The sequence below is a fragment of the Herbaspirillum sp. FG34 genome (assembly GCF_057809315.1).
Window position 1 is genome coordinate 148,923 of record NZ_JBMDJS010000006.1, and the last position, 17,994, is coordinate 166,916.

General features: G+C 62.6%; 15 protein-coding genes. 5 read left to right on the forward strand and 10 right to left on the reverse strand.

What is annotated here, in order from left to right:
• Nucleotides 1-1,137, forward strand: a complete 1,137-nt coding sequence (locus ACODSZ_RS10100) for an ABC transporter permease (RefSeq protein ID WP_488927510.1) — start codon at nucleotides 1-3, stop codon at nucleotides 1,135-1,137.
• A 79-nt stretch (nucleotides 1,138-1,216) separates the two neighbouring features.
• Entirely contained in the window at nucleotides 1,217-1,381 is a 165-nt protein-coding gene (locus tag ACODSZ_RS10105) for a hypothetical protein (RefSeq protein WP_008327733.1), read from the forward strand.
• Nucleotides 1,382-1,595: 214 nt separating this feature from the next.
• Here ACODSZ_RS10105 and ACODSZ_RS10110 read toward each other — a convergent pair whose 3' ends face one another.
• The 10 genes from ACODSZ_RS10110 to ACODSZ_RS10155 form a co-directional block, all read right to left on the reverse strand.
• Complete coding sequence (locus ACODSZ_RS10110; RefSeq protein ID WP_488927511.1) at nucleotides 1,596-2,117, reverse strand: hypothetical protein; 522 nt, start codon at nucleotides 2,115-2,117, stop codon at nucleotides 1,596-1,598.
• Between the two features lie 56 nt (nucleotides 2,118-2,173).
• Nucleotides 2,174-2,794, reverse strand: a complete 621-nt coding sequence (locus ACODSZ_RS10115) for a T6SS effector amidase Tae4 family protein (RefSeq protein WP_488927512.1) — start codon at nucleotides 2,792-2,794, stop codon at nucleotides 2,174-2,176.
• Nucleotides 2,791-3,255 (reverse strand): PAAR domain-containing protein, encoded by a 465-nt coding sequence (locus ACODSZ_RS10120; RefSeq protein ID WP_488927513.1) that lies wholly within the window; start codon nucleotides 3,253-3,255, stop codon nucleotides 2,791-2,793. The genes ACODSZ_RS10115 and ACODSZ_RS10120 overlap by 4 nt, the downstream gene beginning before the upstream one ends.
• A 207-nt stretch (nucleotides 3,256-3,462) precedes the next feature.
• Nucleotides 3,463-5,778, reverse strand: coding sequence for a DNA topoisomerase IV subunit A (gene parC / locus ACODSZ_RS10125; RefSeq protein ID WP_488927514.1), 2,316 nt, complete (start codon nucleotides 5,776-5,778; stop codon nucleotides 3,463-3,465).
• Nucleotides 5,779-5,811: 33 nt separating this feature from the next.
• A complete protein-coding gene (locus ACODSZ_RS10130; RefSeq protein WP_488927515.1) occupies nucleotides 5,812-6,711 on the reverse strand; it encodes a lytic transglycosylase domain-containing protein in 900 nt (299 codons plus the stop codon).
• 1 nt (nucleotide 6,712) lies between these two features.
• Nucleotides 6,713-8,701, reverse strand: a complete 1,989-nt coding sequence (locus ACODSZ_RS10135) for a DNA topoisomerase IV subunit B (protein WP_008327740.1) — start codon at nucleotides 8,699-8,701, stop codon at nucleotides 6,713-6,715.
• Nucleotides 8,702-8,958: 257 nt separating this feature from the next.
• Nucleotides 8,959-10,311, reverse strand: coding sequence for an amidase (locus ACODSZ_RS10140; protein WP_488927516.1), 1,353 nt, complete (start codon nucleotides 10,309-10,311; stop codon nucleotides 8,959-8,961).
• 84 nt (nucleotides 10,312-10,395) lie between these two features.
• Nucleotides 10,396-11,073 carry a DUF2848 domain-containing protein gene (locus tag ACODSZ_RS10145; RefSeq protein ID WP_488927517.1) on the reverse strand — a complete coding sequence of 226 codons (678 nt, stop codon included), beginning with the start codon at nucleotides 11,071-11,073 and terminating at the stop codon, nucleotides 10,396-10,398.
• A 65-nt stretch (nucleotides 11,074-11,138) separates the two neighbouring features.
• On the reverse strand, nucleotides 11,139-12,452 hold the full coding sequence (locus ACODSZ_RS10150; protein WP_008327747.1) for an MFS transporter: 1,314 nt from the start codon (nucleotides 12,450-12,452) through the stop codon (nucleotides 11,139-11,141).
• Between the two features lie 317 nt (nucleotides 12,453-12,769).
• Nucleotides 12,770-13,705 (reverse strand): LysR family transcriptional regulator, encoded by a 936-nt coding sequence (locus ACODSZ_RS10155; protein ID WP_008327752.1) that lies wholly within the window; start codon nucleotides 13,703-13,705, stop codon nucleotides 12,770-12,772.
• A gap of 416 nt (nucleotides 13,706-14,121) precedes the next feature.
• On the opposite strand from ACODSZ_RS10155, the gene ACODSZ_RS10160 reads away from it, so the two are divergent.
• The 3 genes from ACODSZ_RS10160 to ACODSZ_RS10170 are packed head-to-tail and all read left to right on the forward strand — an operon-like array spanning nucleotide 14,122 to nucleotide 17,960.
• The gene (locus ACODSZ_RS10160; RefSeq protein ID WP_034350173.1) at nucleotides 14,122-15,099 is read left to right on the forward strand and encodes a MurR/RpiR family transcriptional regulator; all 978 of its coding nucleotides are present in this window, start codon (nucleotides 14,122-14,124) and stop codon (nucleotides 15,097-15,099) included.
• On the forward strand, nucleotides 15,096-16,082 hold the full coding sequence (locus ACODSZ_RS10165) for an isoaspartyl peptidase/L-asparaginase family protein (RefSeq protein ID WP_488927518.1): 987 nt from the start codon (nucleotides 15,096-15,098) through the stop codon (nucleotides 16,080-16,082). Before ACODSZ_RS10160 ends, ACODSZ_RS10165 begins: the two co-directional genes overlap by 4 nt.
• 24 nt (nucleotides 16,083-16,106) lie before the next feature.
• Entirely contained in the window at nucleotides 16,107-17,960 is a 1,854-nt protein-coding gene (locus ACODSZ_RS10170) for a dipeptide ABC transporter ATP-binding protein (protein WP_008327759.1), read from the forward strand.
• Nucleotides 17,961-17,994 lie beyond the last annotated feature (34 nt).

Consider the following 17,994-nt stretch of genomic DNA (forward strand, 5'->3'; position numbering starts at 1 on the left):
ATGCGACGCGCCGCGGCCAGCCTGTCCAATATTTTTCGCCTCGGCATCAAGGAGCTGTGGAGCCTGCTGCGCGATCCGGCCATGCTGGTGTTGATCGCCTACACCTTCACGCTCTCGATCTATGTGGCCGCCACGGCCATGCCGGAGAGTCTGCACAACGCGGCCATCGCCATCGTCGACAATGATGGTTCGCCGCTGTCGGCGCGCATTGCGTCATTGTTTTATCCGCCGCATTTCAAGGTGGCACGGCTGGTGACGGCGCGCCAGGCCGATGCCGGGCTGGATGCGGGCGACTACACCTTCGTATTGGACATCCCGGCTGACTTTCAGCGCGATGTGCTGGCCGGGCGCGCCCCGGCGGTGCAGTTGAACGTGGATGCCACGCGCATGAGCCAGGCCTTCACCGGCAACAGCTACATCCAGCAGATGGTGACCAGCGAGGTGACGCAATTCGTGCGCCGTAGCGAGGCCGCCAGCGAGACGCCGGTCGGGCTGGCCTTGCGCATGCGCTTCAATCCCAATCTGGAGCAATCCTGGTTTGGTTCGCTCATGGAGATCATCAACAACGTCACCATGCTCTCCATCATCCTGACCGGTGCTGCGCTCATCCGCGAGCGCGAGCACGGCACCATCGAACACCTGCTGGTCATGCCGGTCAGTCCAGCCGAGATCATGCTGGCCAAGGTGTGGGCGATGGGCTCGGTCGTGGCCCTGGCGGCGCTGACTTCGCTGCTGCTGATCGTACGCATGGCGTTGCAGGTACCGATTGAAGGTTCGCTGGCGTTGTTCATGCTGGTGACGGTGCTGCACCTGTTTGCCACCACCTCGATGGGCATCTTCATGGCCACGCTGGCGCGCTCGATGCCGCAGTTCGGGATGTTGACTGTACTGGTGCTGCTGCCGCTGCAATTGCTGTCGGGCGGCTCCACGCCGCGCGAGAGCATGCCTGTACCGGTACAGGACATCATGCTGGCCGCCCCGACGACGCATTTTGTAGCGGCGGGGCAAGCCATACTGTACCGGGGCGCTGGCCTGGAAGTGATCTGGCCGCAGCTACTGGCTATCCTGGCAATTGGCCTGGTCCTGTTTGTAGCTGCACTGGGCCGGTTCAGGAAGACCATCAGCCAGATGGCGTGATGGAGAAGCGGGCGTGCAGCGGCAGCGCCCGTGTACGGAGATGGTTGATTAGCGACGTCATCGACAAGGAGCAAGCATCATGGATTTCAACAGCCCATCCACCTGGATACCCGTCATCAGCATTGCGCTGCTCCTGATCGGCTATGGCATGCGCGCCCGCGCGTGGGGGCCGTACTGCATGCTGGCGGGGGCGTTTGGATTGCTGGGGGTGTTGGTGTATCGGGTGTCGGTGGCGATTGGGTGAGGGCGGCTTCGGACGCCAGTGCCACCATACGCTTCGCACACTGCGCGCAATGCCGGCAATGCGGCAGGGCGGTCATCCGGCTTGTCGAGCAATTCTGCAGCCGCTTTCAGGTATTCGGCTGCCAACGCAGGATCAGCGCGCAGTTCGGTGATTTCAGGCTCATGACGAGAAACCGCAGCCGTGATGTTATTCATGTTTGAGTCACTGATGCCTGTTATTGTCGGCATAAATCATTTAAAAAATATTTTTGGCCATCATCGTCAGGTACGAGACCTTGCAGATCTTCTTTCGGCAGTCGCTTGAAAGAGGGCCAATGCTTTCGTGGTAGTGATACGAATCCGCTTTGGCAAAGGGCTGGAATCACTTCCGGGTTCTCGCCGCAACGCAGGTCGTTACTGATGACGCACCGTTCAGCCTCAGCGATGCCAAGAGAGGGGAGCGGCACTTCAGAAATTACCATGAGGCTGTATTCGATATCTGGATGCACCTGCTTCGCGTACAGTTTCCAATATCCCTTGTGAAGCTTGTAGCCGTAGATCGAGAGGGCCGGCAACAGAACGATTGCTGCAAGGCCCATGGCGATCAATGCTGTATTGGCTAACGTGTGCGGCGTCTTGCTGCGGATAATGTGGGCGATAGCGGGAAAAGCGAGAAAGCATCCCAGCGCCCACAGAAGAGGATCATCGGGACAGCTTTCTCCACAATTGGCGACGAACGCGGCGCTGAGGGTTCCCACGACGCTGCCGCACGCAAGGCCCCATATGCTTAGCAATGGCAGTGCAAAGCAGCCTTTCATTTGATCTCCCAAAAGAGAATCTGGGTCGCCTGGCCGAGATCCGAATAGATGAGGCCGTTATCGAAACCTAGCGTAAATCTGCTGAATGTCGTAAGTCTTGCTCGCAAGCTACCGCTACCTGTCGTCAACCTGCTGCCATTCCAGAGATCAATATGATCGCCAGTGGGTTGACGTTCTGCAGCACCATTGCTATTTGTTCGGCGCCAGTAATCTGCGAAATAGACGATCCCCGTTTTGCCCTTGATTCGGCCTTGCCAACCAGTGCCTTTTATGTCGATGGGCTTTGTGCAGCCTACAAAGGGTTGAAGCTTCAGCCATTCGGCAAGCTCCTTGGCCCTCAAGACGTGATCAGTATGCCCTTTGAACCAGCACTTTCCTTTACTTGGGTAGGATTTGAAGGTCACTCCGGCGTTCTTTAACGCGACGCCAACCCGAATAGCACACTGATCGCTAAAGGCTGGCTCTCCGTTCTTGTTTTTTCCATCGCAGGGATTGCCTCCGGGGTAGGCGTTCCACAGATCGGAGAAGCTTACGGAAGGGACCTCAATCTGGCACACCGAGTCCTTGATCGTGTTTGTGCGCACCCTGGCCTGCTGCATCAGCTTTTTGGTCGTCATGATGCGGCCTTTTGCATCTTGGCGAGGGCTTCATCCCCCCAATAAACTGCGTATTCATCTTCGTCATCAGTAGCGATCCGAGGTAGCAGTCCTTCAACTTCAATGCGGCCGGAAAATCTGCATCCATCTGCTGTTTCGGCGTAGTACGGGACTCCTTCAATCTGTGGAGTTGTGAGGTGGATCTGTTCGTCACCGCTATTCCCTACACCATCAATGTCGTTTAGCGTGGACAGGCAGGGGCAGCCGCCACTGGTTTTCATGCCATGAATAACCTGCGCACGTCCATTGGTCGGCGTCGAGCGCACGAACCCTTGCGCAATGACGCAATTCTTGGGGCAAGCCATTCGCGCACCGACGAACGCATAAGCGCGTCCATGACTGCGACAGGTCGGGTCGCCCTCGATAACCGTTGCGCCGCAAGCGGCCCGGTCGCCTTCACGAATCCATCCGATGATTTTCATCTTGCACGCTCCTCGCTTTCAACAATGAGCGCGCATTCTCCCCAGCAGGCGTTGGCTCTTCCACGCCAACACCCCAAACTCATCCCCGCATTCGAAATGCTTCGAACGCCCCTTGCCCACGAAGCAATCAGTTATGCAAGCCATCAAAAAAATCGCCCCCTGCCAAACTGCACAGGGGGCGACTTCATCGCAAAAAGAAACCGGGCATCAACCCTGCGAACGCAACCCCGTCGCCTTGATCCGCGACTCAAGCACACGTCCCTTGCGGGCACGCTTGCCCACGTGCGCCAGCAGCTTCTCGCCGCTCAAGGCAATCTCCTTGGGCTTGCTCATGTTGCCGGTACCATGGACCACCACACCCTTCTGGCTGATGGCCTGGGCGGCGACCAGCTTCTCGTTCTTTTCCAGCTCCATCAGGTTCACGCCACGGCCACCGGAAGACAGCGTCTTCATCTCGTCCAGGCCAAACACCAGCAAGCGGCCATTGGCCGAGACGCAGGCCACGGCGCTGGCGTCAGCGGCCACCACGCTGGGTGCCAGCGGCAGGGCGCCTTCGTCCAGCGTGAAGAAGCTCTTGCCACCCTTGACCCGGCCAAACATGTCGGACGCCTTGGCGATGAAACCAGCCGCCGCGTCAGACGCCAGCAACAGCGTGGTATCAGCCGGACCAGCAAAATAATGCTGGATGCTGCTGCCGCTGGCCAGCTCGATGAGGGTCGTCACAGGCACACCATCACCACGCGCATTGGGCAGCGCATTGACTGCAATCGTGTAGACCCGGCCATTGGAGCCAAAGGCCAGCAGGTTGTCCACGGTGCGGCACTCGAAGGCGCCATACAGGCTGTCGCCGGCCTTGAAGGTGAACTGCGTCGCATCGTGGCCATGGCCGGTGCGCGCACGCACCCAGCCCTTCTGCGAAATGATCACCGTCACCGGTTCATCGATCACCTTCTGCTCGAAGGTGGCGCGCTCGGCTTCCTTGATGATGGTGCGGCGGGCGTCGCCATAGGTCTTGGCGTCGCCTTCGATTTCCTTGATGACCAGACGCTTCATCGAGGAAGGATTGTCCAGCAGATCCTGCAGGGTGGTCTTCTCGCTGCGCAGCTCGGCCAGTTCCTGCTGGATCTTGATGGCTTCCAGTCGCGCCAGCTGGCGCAGGCGGATTTCCAGGATGTCTTCGGCCTGACGGTCGGAGAGCTTGAAGGCATCCATCAGGGCCGGCTTCGGTTCGTCCGATTCGCGGATGATCCGGATGACCTTGTCGATGTTCAACAGCACCGCTTCCCGGCCTTCGAGGATGTGGATGCGGTCGTTGACCTTCTGCATGCGGAACTGCGTGCGCCGGGTCACCGTCTCGAAGCGGAAACTGATCCACTCGGTCAGGATGTCGTTCAGGCTCTTCTGGCGTGGACGACCATCGCCGCCAATCATCACCAGGTTCAGCGAGGCGCTGGTCTCCAGTGAGGTCTGTGCCAGGAGCGTGTTCATGAACTCGGTCTGGTCCTGGTTCTTGGACTTGGGCTCGAACACCAGGCGCACCGGCGCTTCGCGACCGGACTCGTCACGCACGGCGTCGAGCAGGCCGAGGATGGTGGCCTTCTGGTTTTGCTGTTCGGGCGTGAGCGACTTCTTGCCGAGTTTGAGCTTGGGGTTGGTCAGTTCTTCGATTTCTTCCAGCACGCGCTGCGAGGACACGCCCGGCGGCAGTTCGGTAATGACCGCCTGCCACTGGCCGCGCGCCAGGTCTTCGATCTTCCAGCGCGCACGCACCTTCAGGCTGCCACGGCCGCTCTGGTACATCTCGGCGATGGTCGACGTCGGGGTGATGATCTGGCCGCCACCAGGGAAGTCCGGGCCGGGGATCAGTTCCATCAGCTCGGCATGCGTGATCTTGGGATTGCGGATCATCGCCACGGCCGCCCTGGCCACTTCGGTGAGATTGTGCGAAGGAATCTCGGTGGCCATGCCCACCGCAATGCCGGAGGCGCCGTTCAAGAGCAGGAAGGGCAGGCGCGCCGGCAAGAGGCGCGGTTCTTCGGTGGAACCGTCGTAGTTGGGCTGGAACTCCACCGTGCCCATGTCGATTTCATCGAGCAGCAACTTGCTGATCGGTGTCAGGCGCGCTTCGGTGTAGCGCATCGCCGCGGCACCATCGCCATCGCGCGAACCGAAGTTGCCGTGGCCGTCGATCAAGGGATAGCGCAGCGAGAAATCCTGCGCCATGCGCACCAGCGCGTCATACACCGATTGGTCGCCGTGCGGGTGCAGCTTGCCCAGCACATCGCCGACCACGGCGGCGGACTTGCGCGGCTTGGCCGCCGAGTTCAGCGACAGTTCATTCATCGCGTAGAGGATGCGGCGCTGCACCGGCTTCTGGCCGTCGGCCACGTCGGGCAGGGCGCGGCCCTTGACCACCGAGATCGCGTAATCGAGATAGGCGCGTTCGGCGAAGGTGGACAGCGTCAGCGATTGGCCATCGGGCGCAGTCGGAGCTTGGTCAAACAGGGTCGGTTGATCGGTCATGGAGCTTGTCTTGTTGTGTTCGTGATGACAGGGTTAATCGTTGAGGGTCGGCTCGCGCGGCGGCAGTGTCACCTTCAGGCGCGCATTGCCGGGGGCGTCGGCATGACCGCGCTCACCGGCGGCAATGCGCAGCGCACCGGCCGGGCGATACAGTTCATAGAAGCGCGACACCAGCCGCACATAACCCTGGGTCTCGGGATAGGGCGGAATCTTGTTGCCGTATTTCTGCACTGTGCCTTCCCCGGCGTTGTAGGACGCAATGGCCAGTTCCACATGCTGCGGGAACATCGCCAACAGATCGCGCAGGTAGCGCGCGGCCAGGCGGATGTTGATCTTCGGGTCGGTCAGCTTCTGGTGCAGGGTCTTGCGGCGGTCGCCTTGCAGGCCGTAGCGCTCGGCGGTGTCGGGCAGAATCTGCATCAGGCCGACTGCGCCCTTGCTGGATACCGCCTTGGCATTGAAGCCGGATTCAGCCGTCAGCACCGCCTTGAGCAGCGCGGCATCCAGACCGAATTCCCTGGCCGCATCGGTGAGCAGGCCATCGTACTTGCGCGCATCGCGATGGGCCAGCATGGTATGTACGAAGGGCGGATCGGCGGGGGTGACCGCTTCCTTGCTGCCAGGATGGTTCAACAGTGAGGCGCTGCTGGCCATGAGCTTGTCCGGATCGTCCAGCGCCTGGGCATAAAAGTGGACCGCACCATCGGCGTCGGTGTACCGGTACACAATGGTCCTGGGCTTCTTGCTGCCGCTGTCCTTGCTGCTGCCATCCTTGCCGGTGTCCGTTGCTTCCACCCGCATGTGCGATACACCATCGGCATCGGTGTACCGGACCACTTGCTGCGACTGTACCGGTCCAGTACACAGCAGTGTCACCCCGCCCAGAAGGGCGGTGGCGAACACGCTGGTGGACAGGAACGCGGCGCGGGGCATGTCAGATGTCTGCTTCGGCTTCGTTGCCGTGCTCTTCGATCCAGGCACGGCGCGAGGCCGCTTCGCCCTTGCCCATGAGCATGTTGAAGCGCTCTTCGGAAGTCTGCACGCCAGGCTCGCCAAAGCTGATCGGCAACAGGCGGCGGGTGTCGGGGTTCATGGTGGTTTCCCACAACTGCTCGGCATTCATCTCGCCCAAGCCCTTGAAGCGGGAAATGCTCCACGCCCCTTCCTTGAGGCCATCCTTGCGCAGCTTGTCTTCGATGGCTTCGAGTTCGCCATCGTCCAGCGCATACAGCTTCTGCACCGGCTTCTTGCCACGTGCGGGCGCATCCACGCGATAGAGCGGCGGGCGCGCCACGCAGATGTTGCCGTTCTCGATCAGCTTGGGGAAGTGACGGAAGAACAGCGTCAAGAGCAGTACCTGGATGTGCGAGCCGTCCACGTCGGCGTCGGACAGGATGCAGATCTTGCCGTAGCGCAGGCCGGAGAGATCAGGCGTGTCGTTGATGCCATGCGGATCGACGCCGATGGCCACCGCGATATCGTGGATTTCGTTGTTGGCGAAGAGGCGGTCGCGCTCGGTTTCCCAGGCGTTCAAGACCTTGCCGCGCAAGGGCAGGATGGCCTGGAATTCCTTGTCGCGGCCCATCTTGGCGGAGCCACCGGCAGAGTCGCCCTCGACCAGGAAAATTTCATTACGCGTCACATCCGAGGATTCGCAATCGGTCAGCTTGCCCGGCAGCACGGCCACACCTGAAGATTTCTTCTTTTCGACCTTTTGCGCCGAGCGCAGGCGGCTCTGGGCTTGCTTGATGACCAGTTCGGCCAGCTTCTTGCCGTATTCCACGTGCTGGTTCAGCCACAGTTCCAGCGCCGGACGCGAGTAACCGGCGACCAGTCGCACGGCATCTCGGGAGTTCAGGCGCTCCTTGATCTGGCCCTGGAATTGCGGGTCCAGCACTTTGGCCGAGAGCACGAAGGAGACGCGCGCAAAGACGTCCTCGGCCAGCAGTTTCACGCCCTTGGGCAGCAGCGAGTGCATTTCCGCAAAGCTCTTGACCGCCGAGAACAGGCCCTCGCGCAGGCCCGATTCGTGGGTGCCGCCGTTGGAGGTGGGGATCAGGTTGACGTAGGACTCGCGCACCACGGCGCCTTCCTCGGTCCAGGCCACCACCCAGGAGGCGCCTTCGCCCTCGGCGAAGCCTTCGGCATCCTTGCCGGCGAACTGTTCGCCTTCGAACAGCGGGATCAGGGTTTCACCGCTGCCGGTCTGGGCCAACTGCTCCATCAGATAGCCGCGCAGGCCCTGGTCGTACTGCCAGTTCTGGGTGTCGCCGGTTTTGGCGTTGATGAGCGTGACCTTCACGCCCGGCAGCAGCACCGCCTTGGAGCGCAGCAGGCGTTGCAGCTCGCCCAGCGGAATGGTGGCCGAGTCGAAATATTTGGCGTCGGGCCAGACGGTGACGCGGGTGCCGGATTTCTTGTCGTCGCGGGTGGCGGGGCGCGACTGTAGTTTCTCGATGACGTCGCCGCCCGAGAAGGCCAGGGTATGCACGCCACCTTCGCGCCAGACCGTGATTTCCAAGCGCGTGGCCAGGGCATTGGTGACCGACACGCCCACGCCGTGCAGGCCGCCGGAGAAGGCATAGGCGCCGCCCGAGCCCTTGTCGAACTTGCCGCCCGCATGCAGGCGGGTGAAGACGATCTCGACGGTCGGGACCTTTTCTTCCGGGTGCAGGCCGACCGGGATGCCGCGTCCATCGTCTTCCACGCTGACGCTGCCGTCGGCATTGATGGTGACGATGATGCTCTTGCCGTAGCCGCCCAGCGCTTCGTCGGAGGCGTTGTCGATCACTTCCTGGAGGATGTGCAGCGGGTTCTCGGTGCGGGTGTACATGCCCGGACGCTGCTTGACCGGCTCCAGTCCCTTGAGGACGCGGATCGATGATTCACTGTAATCGGACGGGGTGGTTTTTTTGGTTGCCATGCAGATGAGTGGTCGTGGCTGATGCCGGAGGGTTGTTGTCTGTTCATTCAGCGCCGGCCCGGCAGAGGGCCATCGTGCGCTGCAAAAGCGCATTCTAATGAAAATTACGGGGATTCGGCGTCCGGCGCGGCGGAATGTTCCCTACGGGACAATACTTGTCGGTAACAGCCCGTAAATCCTGTTAAAAACGCGCACAAAAAAGGCTTGCGCGCACGCAAGCCTTGTCAGAGGGGCAATCAGAGGGGCCCACGCGGGGCTCAGGCAGCCAGCAGTCCTTCCACCGCCAGGGCCATCGAGAGCAGGCGCTTGTCCTCGCCACCGGCGGCAGCCAGCGACAAGCCAACCGGGGCGCTGCCTGCGGCATGGCAGGGCAGGGAGACCGCACAGCCATCGAGGAAGTTGATCAGCGTGGGATTGCGCAGCATCTTGCCGTTGGCGGCATAGTAGGCATCGTCGCTGGCTTGCAGTTCGGCAATGCGTGGCGCCACGATGGGCACGGTGGGCATGACCAGCGCATCGTAGCCGGCCAGTTGCGCCTGCACCTCGGCGATCCAGCGCGGGCGGGCATGCAGCACGTCCAGCAGGTCGGCCGCACTCATGTCCTTGCCGCGCAGGATGCGCGAGACCACGCGCTGGTCGTAGCCGGCCGCGTTCTCGGCGATCAGCGCGCGGTGCCAGGCATAGGCTTCGGCTGCCGTGAAGCCGCCCTTGGCATTGATGGTGGCCAGGGCATTGAAGGCGGGGACTTCGGTTTGGACGATGACGGCACCCGCAGCGGCAAGTTTGTCGAGGGCCGCATGGTAGGCCTTGCCGACGGTCTCATCCATGCCGTCCAGCACGATGTTGGTCGGGGCCAGCAGACGCAGGCCGCGCAGCGGGTGAGCCACCACAGACACATACGCTTCACCGGCCAGTACAGCATCCATGATGGCACAGCATTCTACCGATACAGCCAGCGGGCCAATCGAGTCCAGGTAAGCGGACAGTGGCAGTACACCCTGCATGGACACCCGCGCTGCCGTGGGTTTGAAACCGGTCAGGCCGTTCAGCGCCGAGGGGATGCGCACCGAGCCGCCAGTATCCGAACCGACGGCGGCGAAGGCCATGCCATCGGTGACCGAGATGGCCGCACCGGAAGAGGAGCCGCCGGGAATGCGGCCACCTTCCACGTTGCGCTCCCAGGCATTTTGCGGGGTGCCGTAATGCGGGTTGATGCCCAGGCCGGAGTAGGCGAACTCGGTCATGTTGGTCTTGCCGATGACGATGGCACCGGCCTTGAGCAGATTCTGCACCACGACCGCATGCGCGGCGGCGGCGGGCTTGCCGCGCAAGACGACCGAACCGGCCAGCGTGGTCTCGCCGGCGACGTCAAACAGATCCTTGACCGAGACCGGTACACCTTCCAGCGGCGAGCGGCACAGCTTGGCCGCGCGCAGGGTATCGGAGGCGCGGGCGGCAGCGCGCGCCTGTTCGGCGTAGACGCTGGTGAAGACACGGGCGCCTTCGCCCGCCGGATCGGCGATGCGGGCCAGGGCTTGTTCGGTCAGTTGCAGGGAAGTGATGCGGCCGGCATCGAGGTCGGCGGCCAGTTGGGACAGTGTGCTGGGCATGATGAGGCAATTCGGTGAGGTCGGGCGAAGACAGGCAGAAGGATGCGCAAGTATCGCATTGCCAAGCGCATCCCACCAAGCGGATCAGGCCACTTCGGCCAGCGACTCGGACACGTAGTGGTGCCGCAGCGCTCGCTCGCGGCGCGGGTCGAACAATTCCATCGTGAAGGCCGCCGCAGGACGGATGCCGCCGATGGCACCCACGGTGCCGCAGGTCATGCCGCAACCCTCGGGCAGGGTGGCCCTGCCATCGGTGAAGCGCGCGATCAGGTCGGCCGGCGTGCGCAGCGAGGCCAGTGTGCCTTCTTGATAGAGCCGGGTGGTGCCGTCTTCCTCGATCCAGGAGCGGATCACCAGTTCATCCCAGTAGTCGGCCACCTCCGAGAGCTTCCACGCGCTGCTGCCCACGGGCTTGACGCAGGCCTGCTTGGAGAATGCCACGCTGTGCGCTTCCAGCTTGCGGTCGGTGTGGTCGGAGGCGATCGAGACATAGAGCTCGCCGCCGCTGTTGAAGACGAAGGTCTCCACTTCGCCTGAGGACGCTTCGCCCAACACCTGCACCCGGGCCGCCTGCGAGAGCTGGTTGGCCGAGACGCGGTAGAACAGGGGCACCGCACTGGGACGTGAAATGCCCAGCGCTTCCAGTTCTTCGATGTGATGCTCGATGGCCGCCATGTCGCGGCCGGCCCAGCCGGCGATGACCAGGCTGTCGATGTCGGTCTGGAGGGTGGATTGGTCGGGGAGGGTAAAAGTCAGCTTCATGAGGTTTCATTCCAACAGGGTGAATCAGGAGAGGCTGGCCGGGGGAGGCGGCCAGCCAGGGGAAATCAGTGCTTCTTGACGCACACCACCACCAGGAAACTGGCGAGGAACTCCAATGCCGCCACGAAGTACAGGCCCGAGGACAGCGATCCGGTGCTGGTCTTCAATGCGCCGATCATGTAGGGGGCCACGAAGCCGGCCAGGTTGCCGATGGAGTTGATGAGGGCGATGCCGCCGGCCGCTGCGGTGCCGGCCAGGAAGGCGCCGGGGATCGACCAGAACACCGGGAAGGCCGCCAGGATGCCGATGGCTGCCAGGGTCAGCGAGCACAGGGCCAGGGTGGCGTTGCCCAGTGTCATGCCGGTGGCGATCAGGCCGAGGCAGGCGATGAGCGTGGCGATGGCGCTGTGCAGGCGGCGCTCGCCGGTCTTGTCGGAGTGGAAGCCGTTCCAGATCATCGCCAGTGTGCCGGCCACGAAGGGGATGGCGGAGATCAGACCGATGTGCAGGTTACCCTTGATGCCGATTTCCTTGATGATCGAGGGGGCCCAGAAGGCGATGGTGGCATTGCCGCTGACTACGCAGAAATACACGGCCGCGCAGATCCAGACACGGTAATTGCTACAGGCATCCTTGAAGGAGAAATGCTTGCCCGGTGCGCTGTTCTCGGCGGCCAGCACCTGGGTGACGGCGCTCTTCTCGGCTTCGGTCAGCCATTTGGCATTGGCCGGCTTTTCCGGCAGCCAGGCCAGCACGGCAAAACCGGCCAGGATGGAAGGAATGCCTTCGATGATGAAGAGCCACTGCCAGTTGGCCAGATGGCCCACGCCTTCCATGCTGCTCATGATGAAGCCGGCAATGGGGCCGCCGACCGCACCGGCGATGGCGAACGAGGTCATGAACAGTCCATTGACGCGGGCGCGGCGCTGTGCCGGGAACCAGTAAGTGAGATACAGCACCACGCCCGGGAAGAAGCCGGCCTCGAAGATGCCGAGCAAAAAGCGCAGGACGTAGAAGCTCGTCGGCGTGGTGACGTAGGCCATGGCCATCGAGGCCAGGCCCCAGAGGATGGTGATGCGCGCCAGCGTCTTGCGGGCGCCGATCTTTTCCAGCAGCAGGTTGCTAGGCACCTCGAAGAGGAAATAGCCGATGAAGAAGATGCCCGCGCCCAGCCCGTACACCGCTTCCGAGAACTGCAGGTCCTGCAGCATCTGCAGCTTGGCGAAGCCGACGTTGACGCGATCGATCCAGGCCAGCACGAACAGGAAAACCAGGAAGGGAATCAGGCGCCAGGCGATCTTGCCGTAGGTGGCTTCCAGGCTGGCTGCAGCGCTGGCAGAGGGCGCTGCGGTGGCCGCAGCGGATGGGGAATACGACATGGAAAACCTCCTCAAGTGTGGCCGGCGTCCGCTATGCGGCGCCGTGTTGTGTTCTGCATGGATGGACGGACGGGTAGGGTGTCGGTGCCGGTACGGCAGGACCGGTCAGGTGCCGGTTGCCGCCCAAAGGCAAAGGCGCCGGTCTCAATTCAGTATGGAGAGGCAGGGCGGGCGCTGTCCAACAAGAAAATCTGAACAGGATTGATTGAAAAATCTTATGAGCAAAAGAAGGGCGCGTTTTGCCTCAGCATGGTGCTGCCCGCACGCCGGTGCAGATCGGCGCGCAGCGCAGCCTGCAGGCGGGAGGACGGGCCATGTCAGCCAAGCGGGGCGGGCAGTCGCGCAATCTCCTGGCCCCAATTGAGTGCGAAGTCGGAAGCCGTTTCCTGGGCGATGCGCGCCACCGTTTCGGTCAGCGGATTCTCATGGTCCGAGCGGAAGCAGGCGATCAGCGCCAGCGCCGGGAACTCGGTATCGACCCGCAGCAGATGCAGGCTCTCTTCGTTGAGTTCGCGCTGGATGATGGCCGGCGGCACGGCGGTGATGCCGAAGCCATCGGTGGCCAGCCGGATCATGGTGGCCACCGAGGCGATGCAGTTGATGTGCAAGGTGCGCTCTGCGCGCTCACTGCCCGAGAACAGTCGTTCGATCACCGCGTGCGGACCGGAATTGCGGGCGAAGCTGATGATGGGGAAGGCCGCCAGGTCGCTCAGCGAGAGCGTCTCGCTGCCGATGTCGAGCTTGGGGCTGCCGACCCAGCGCATGGGGAATTCACACAGCGCAATGTTGCTGACCTGCGGACCGATCACCGGTTCGGCCTGCAGCACCAGGTCCAGGTTGCTCTTGCTGAACTGCTCGTGCAGGTGGATGGTGGTGTCGCTGACGATCTCGATCTGCAGACGTGGAAAGGCCCGGTGCAGGCGCCCGAGAAAATCCGGAAACCAGCTGTGCACGATGGATTCGATGACGCCAATGCGAATGACGCCGGCAAAGACTTCGCGGTCGGACATGTCGTCCTTCATCTCGCGCATGAGCTTGACCATGCGCTCGGCGTGGACCAGTGCCTTGCTGCCATCGGCAGTGAGCGCCACTTCGCGCGCGCTGCGGTCGAACAGCCGTACGCCGAAATCCTGTTCGAGCGAGGCGATGCGGCTGGAAACGGCAGCCTGCGTGGTGTGCAGGCGCTCGGCGGTGAGCCTGAAATTGCGCAGCCGGGCCAGCCAGACGAAGGTTTCAAGAAAACGGATATTCATGGGCGGGCAGGACGGTATGAAGAAGCGTATTTTATCGTCTTCGCCAGCGCGCGCGCCGCGTCATTTTTGGTGCGCCGCGCCATGAATCTTCCTTCATCTGGTGCACATCTGCTGCATTTCATGCGCTCAATCGCGTGCTTCTGGTGCGTTATATCGATATTCGAATTTTGAAAGTATTTTTTCTTTACTCTCGGAGAAAATGAAAATATATTTACATTTTTTCGGCGGGACTTAAGCAAATGACATGTCCTGCACGATGATAAAGACGTCCGCATCAGCGGGCGCAACAGGACAAGAATAGTGGTGGCAGGGCTCTCTGCAAACGAAATAAATGATTTAAATGATGTAAACGATTTATTTCTTTTGCGTTTTGTTTGCGGAGGGCGGTGAGTTCAATGACAACGGGGTAGCGGACGGTGACACATCAGCCGAAGAACATCAGTTTGCAGGGTGCCGGTGCGGTAGCACAGGCCGTGGGCAAGCTGTATCCGCAACTGTCCAAGTCGCACCGCAAGACAGCCGATTATGTGCTGGGCAATCCCTTCCGCGCCGCCACCATGACCATCGACGAACTGTCGGAAGCAGCCGGGATCTCGGTGGCCACCGCCAACCGCTTCGCCCATGCGCTGGGCTTCGATGGCTATGCCTCTTTTCGTGCCGCGCTGGTGTCGGATTTCGCCACCACCCTGGCACCGGTGGAAAAACTGCGCGAGCAGGTACAGCGCAGCGCCACCAGCGCCGAGATCATGGCCGCGGCCTTCGACAGCGACATCGCCAACATCGAAGCCACGCGCCGCATGCTCACCGCCGAGCATTGCGAGCAGGCGGTCGACATGATCCTCTCGGCGCAGCGCGTCTTCATCACCGGCTTCGGCGCTTCGGCCTACCTGTCCGGGTTGATGGCCCATACGCTGGAACCCTATGTGCGCACCGTCAGTTCGGTGGCCATGGCGGGCGGGCCGTCGCAGGCGGCGCGGCAGTTCTTCAAGCTCGACAGCGATGACCTGGTGATCTCGATGGTGTTTCCGCGCTATGCCGCCGACACCGTCTGGCTGACCCAGCGCGCGGTGGAGAAGGGCGCGCGCGTGCTGGCCTTGACCGATACGCCCGGCTCACCTCTGGTGCCGCTGGCCGATGTCACCCTGTATGCCCAGACCGATGGCCGCCTCTCGCCGACCTCGGATGCGGCTGCACTGATCCTGATCCAGGCGCTGTGCGATGCCGTGGCGCACCGTGCGCGCCGCTCGGTGCAGGCGGCTACGCAAATGACTGAATTCGTGCTGCCCTGGCTGTACCTGGCCCAGCAGCAACAGCGCGGTGGCTCCACGCCGGTCGCCAAGCCCGTGCGGGCGACTGCCAGGCGCGCTCCAATCAAAGGGAAGACCAACGCATGACCACTCCGGTAATTGTCATCCACGGCGGCGCAGGCACCATCACGCGCGCATCGCTCACGGCCGAGGACGAGGCCCGCTATCACCAGGCGCTCTCCGACATTGTGGCCGCCGGCCAGGCCGTACTCAATGCCGGTGGTTCGGCTCTGGAAGCCGTCACCGAAGCGGTGCGCCTGCTGGAAGACTGCCCGCTCTTCAACGCCGGCCATGGTGCCGTCTACACCAGCGAAGGCAAGCATGAGCTGGACGCCTGTGTCATGAACGGTGCCGACCTCGCCTCGGGCGCGGTGGCCTGCGTGACCAATCTGCGCAACCCCATCCTGGCCGCACGCACGGTGATGGAAAACAGCGAACACGTCCTGCTGGTGGGCCCTGCCGCCGAAGCCTTTGCGGCGCGCCACGGTGCGGTCACGGTCGAACCCGCTTACTTCCATACCGATGCCCGCCATGAGCAATGGCTGCGCGTACGCGGCCAGTCGCGCGCCATGCTGGATCATGATGCTTCCTCATTCGCCTTCGCTGAAAAAGCCGCCGCGCCCAAGGAACCCATCGACCCTGACCACAAGTTCGGCACTGTCGGCGCTGTCGCGCTGGATCAGTTCGGCAATCTGGCAGCGGCGACTTCGACCGGTGGCATCACCAACAAGCAACCTGGCCGCGTGGGCGATTCGCCCATCATCGGCGCTGGCTGCTATGCCAACAACGCCACCGTAGCCGTGTCGGCCACCGGTACCGGCGAAGCCTTCATGCGCACTGCCGCCTGTTATGACATCGGTGCGCGCATGGCCTACGCCGGCCAGTCGCTGGAAGAGGCCAGCCGTGCCGTGGTCTTCGAGACCTTGCCCAAGGTGGGCGGACGCGGTGGCGTGATCGCCATCGATGCCCACGGCAACCTGGCCTTGCCCTTCAATACCGAAGGCATGTACCGCGCCTATGGTCGTGGTGAACTGGCTCCGGTCACCGCCATTTACGCAGCACCGGCCTGAACGGCCGAGCAGGAGAGAATCAAGATGCAACAGTCCCAACGCGTGCTCGACGTCAGTCACCTCAACGTGCGCTTTGCCACTTCCGAGCGCACCGTCGATGCGGTGCGTGACCTGTCCTTCCACGTCGATCAGGGCGAGACCCTGGCCATCGTCGGTGAATCGGGCTCGGGCAAGTCGGTGTCGTCGCTGGCCATCATGCGCCTGATCGAACACGGCGGCGGCAAGATCGCCAGCGGCAGCCTGCAGTTCCTGCGTCGCAGCGGCCAGTCGCTGGACCTGGCGCAGGCAGACAACGCCACCATGCGCAGCATCCGGGGCGCGGAGATCGCCATGATCTTCCAGGAACCGATGACCTCGCTCAATCCGGTCTTCACCGTCGGCGAGCAGATTGCCGAATCGATCCGCCTGCACCAGGGCATGAGCCGCGCTGCCGCCCAGGCCGAGGCGCTGCGCATGCTGGAGATGGTGCGTATCCCCGAAGCGAAGCGTGTGCTGGGTCGCCATCCGCACCAATTGTCGGGCGGCATGCGCCAGCGCGTGATGATCGCCATGGCACTGTCCTGCAAGCCCTCCTTGTTGATCGCCGATGAACCGACCACCGCTCTGGATGTGACCATCCAGGCGCAGATCCTGCAACTGATCCGCTCGCTGCAGCAGGAGATGCAGATGGGCGTGATCTTCATCACCCACGACATGGGCGTGGTGGCCGAAGTGGCCGACCGTGTGGTGGTCATGTGCCGTGGCGAGAAGGTGGAAGAGAACGAAGTCCGGCAACTCTTTGCCGCCCCTGCCCATCCCTATACCCAATCCCTGCTGGCCGCCGTGCCGCGCCTGGGCTCCATGCGCGGCACCGACAAACCGCTGCGCTTTGGCATCGCCCCCCAGGCCGAGGTGCGCCCCGACCTGATCGCCAGCGAACTGCAGGCCCAGGCGGAGATTGCCGCCCAGCGCCAGCCCATCCTCAAGGTGCGCGACCTGACCACGCGTTTCGATGTCAAGAGCGGCATCTTCGGGCGCGTCAGACAGCGCGTGCATGCGGTGGAGAAGGTCAGCTTCGATCTCTACTCCGGCGAGACCCTGGCCATCGTCGGTGAATCCGGTTGCGGCAAGTCCACTACCGGGCGCTCGCTGCTGCGCCTGGTCGACATCGCCGGTGGCAAGGTCGAGTTCGGTGGTCGTGACCTGGCGCAACTGCCGCGTTCGGAATTGCGCCAGCTGCGCCGCGACATCCAGTTCATCTTCCAGGACCCGTTCGCCTCGCTGGATCCGCGCATGACGGTCGGCTATTCCATCATGGAGCCGATGCTGGTGCACGGCATGAAGGAGGGCGCGCAGCAACGCGTGGATGCCTTGCTCACCCGCGTGGGTCTCACGCCCGAGCACGGCCAGCGCTATCCGCACGAATTCTCCGGCGGCCAGCGCCAGCGCATTTGCATTGCGCGCGCCCTGGCGCTGAACCCCAAGATCGTCATCGCCGATGAATCGGTATCGGCGCTGGACGTGTCGATCCAGGCCCAGATCGTCAACCTGATGCTGGACCTGCAGGCCGAGCTGGGCATCTCCTTCATCTTCATCTCGCACGACATGGCGGTGGTGGAACGCATCAGCCACCGCGTGGCGGTGATGTACCTGGGGCAGATCGTGGAGATCGGTCCGCGCCGGGCGATTTTCGAGAATCCGCAGCACCCCTATACGCGCAAGCTGATGGCGGCCGTGCCGGTGGCCGATCCGACCCTGCGCCAGCCGGGCAAGAAACTGATGACCGATGAAATTCCCAGCCCGATCCGGCTGGTGGGCGATGAGCCCAAAGTGGAGCCTTTGCGGGAAGTGGCTCCCGGGCACTTCGTGGCCCAGCACCGTATTGCCGGCGCTTTTTGAGCGGCGGTCCGTGTTCTTGTTGTACCAAAATGCA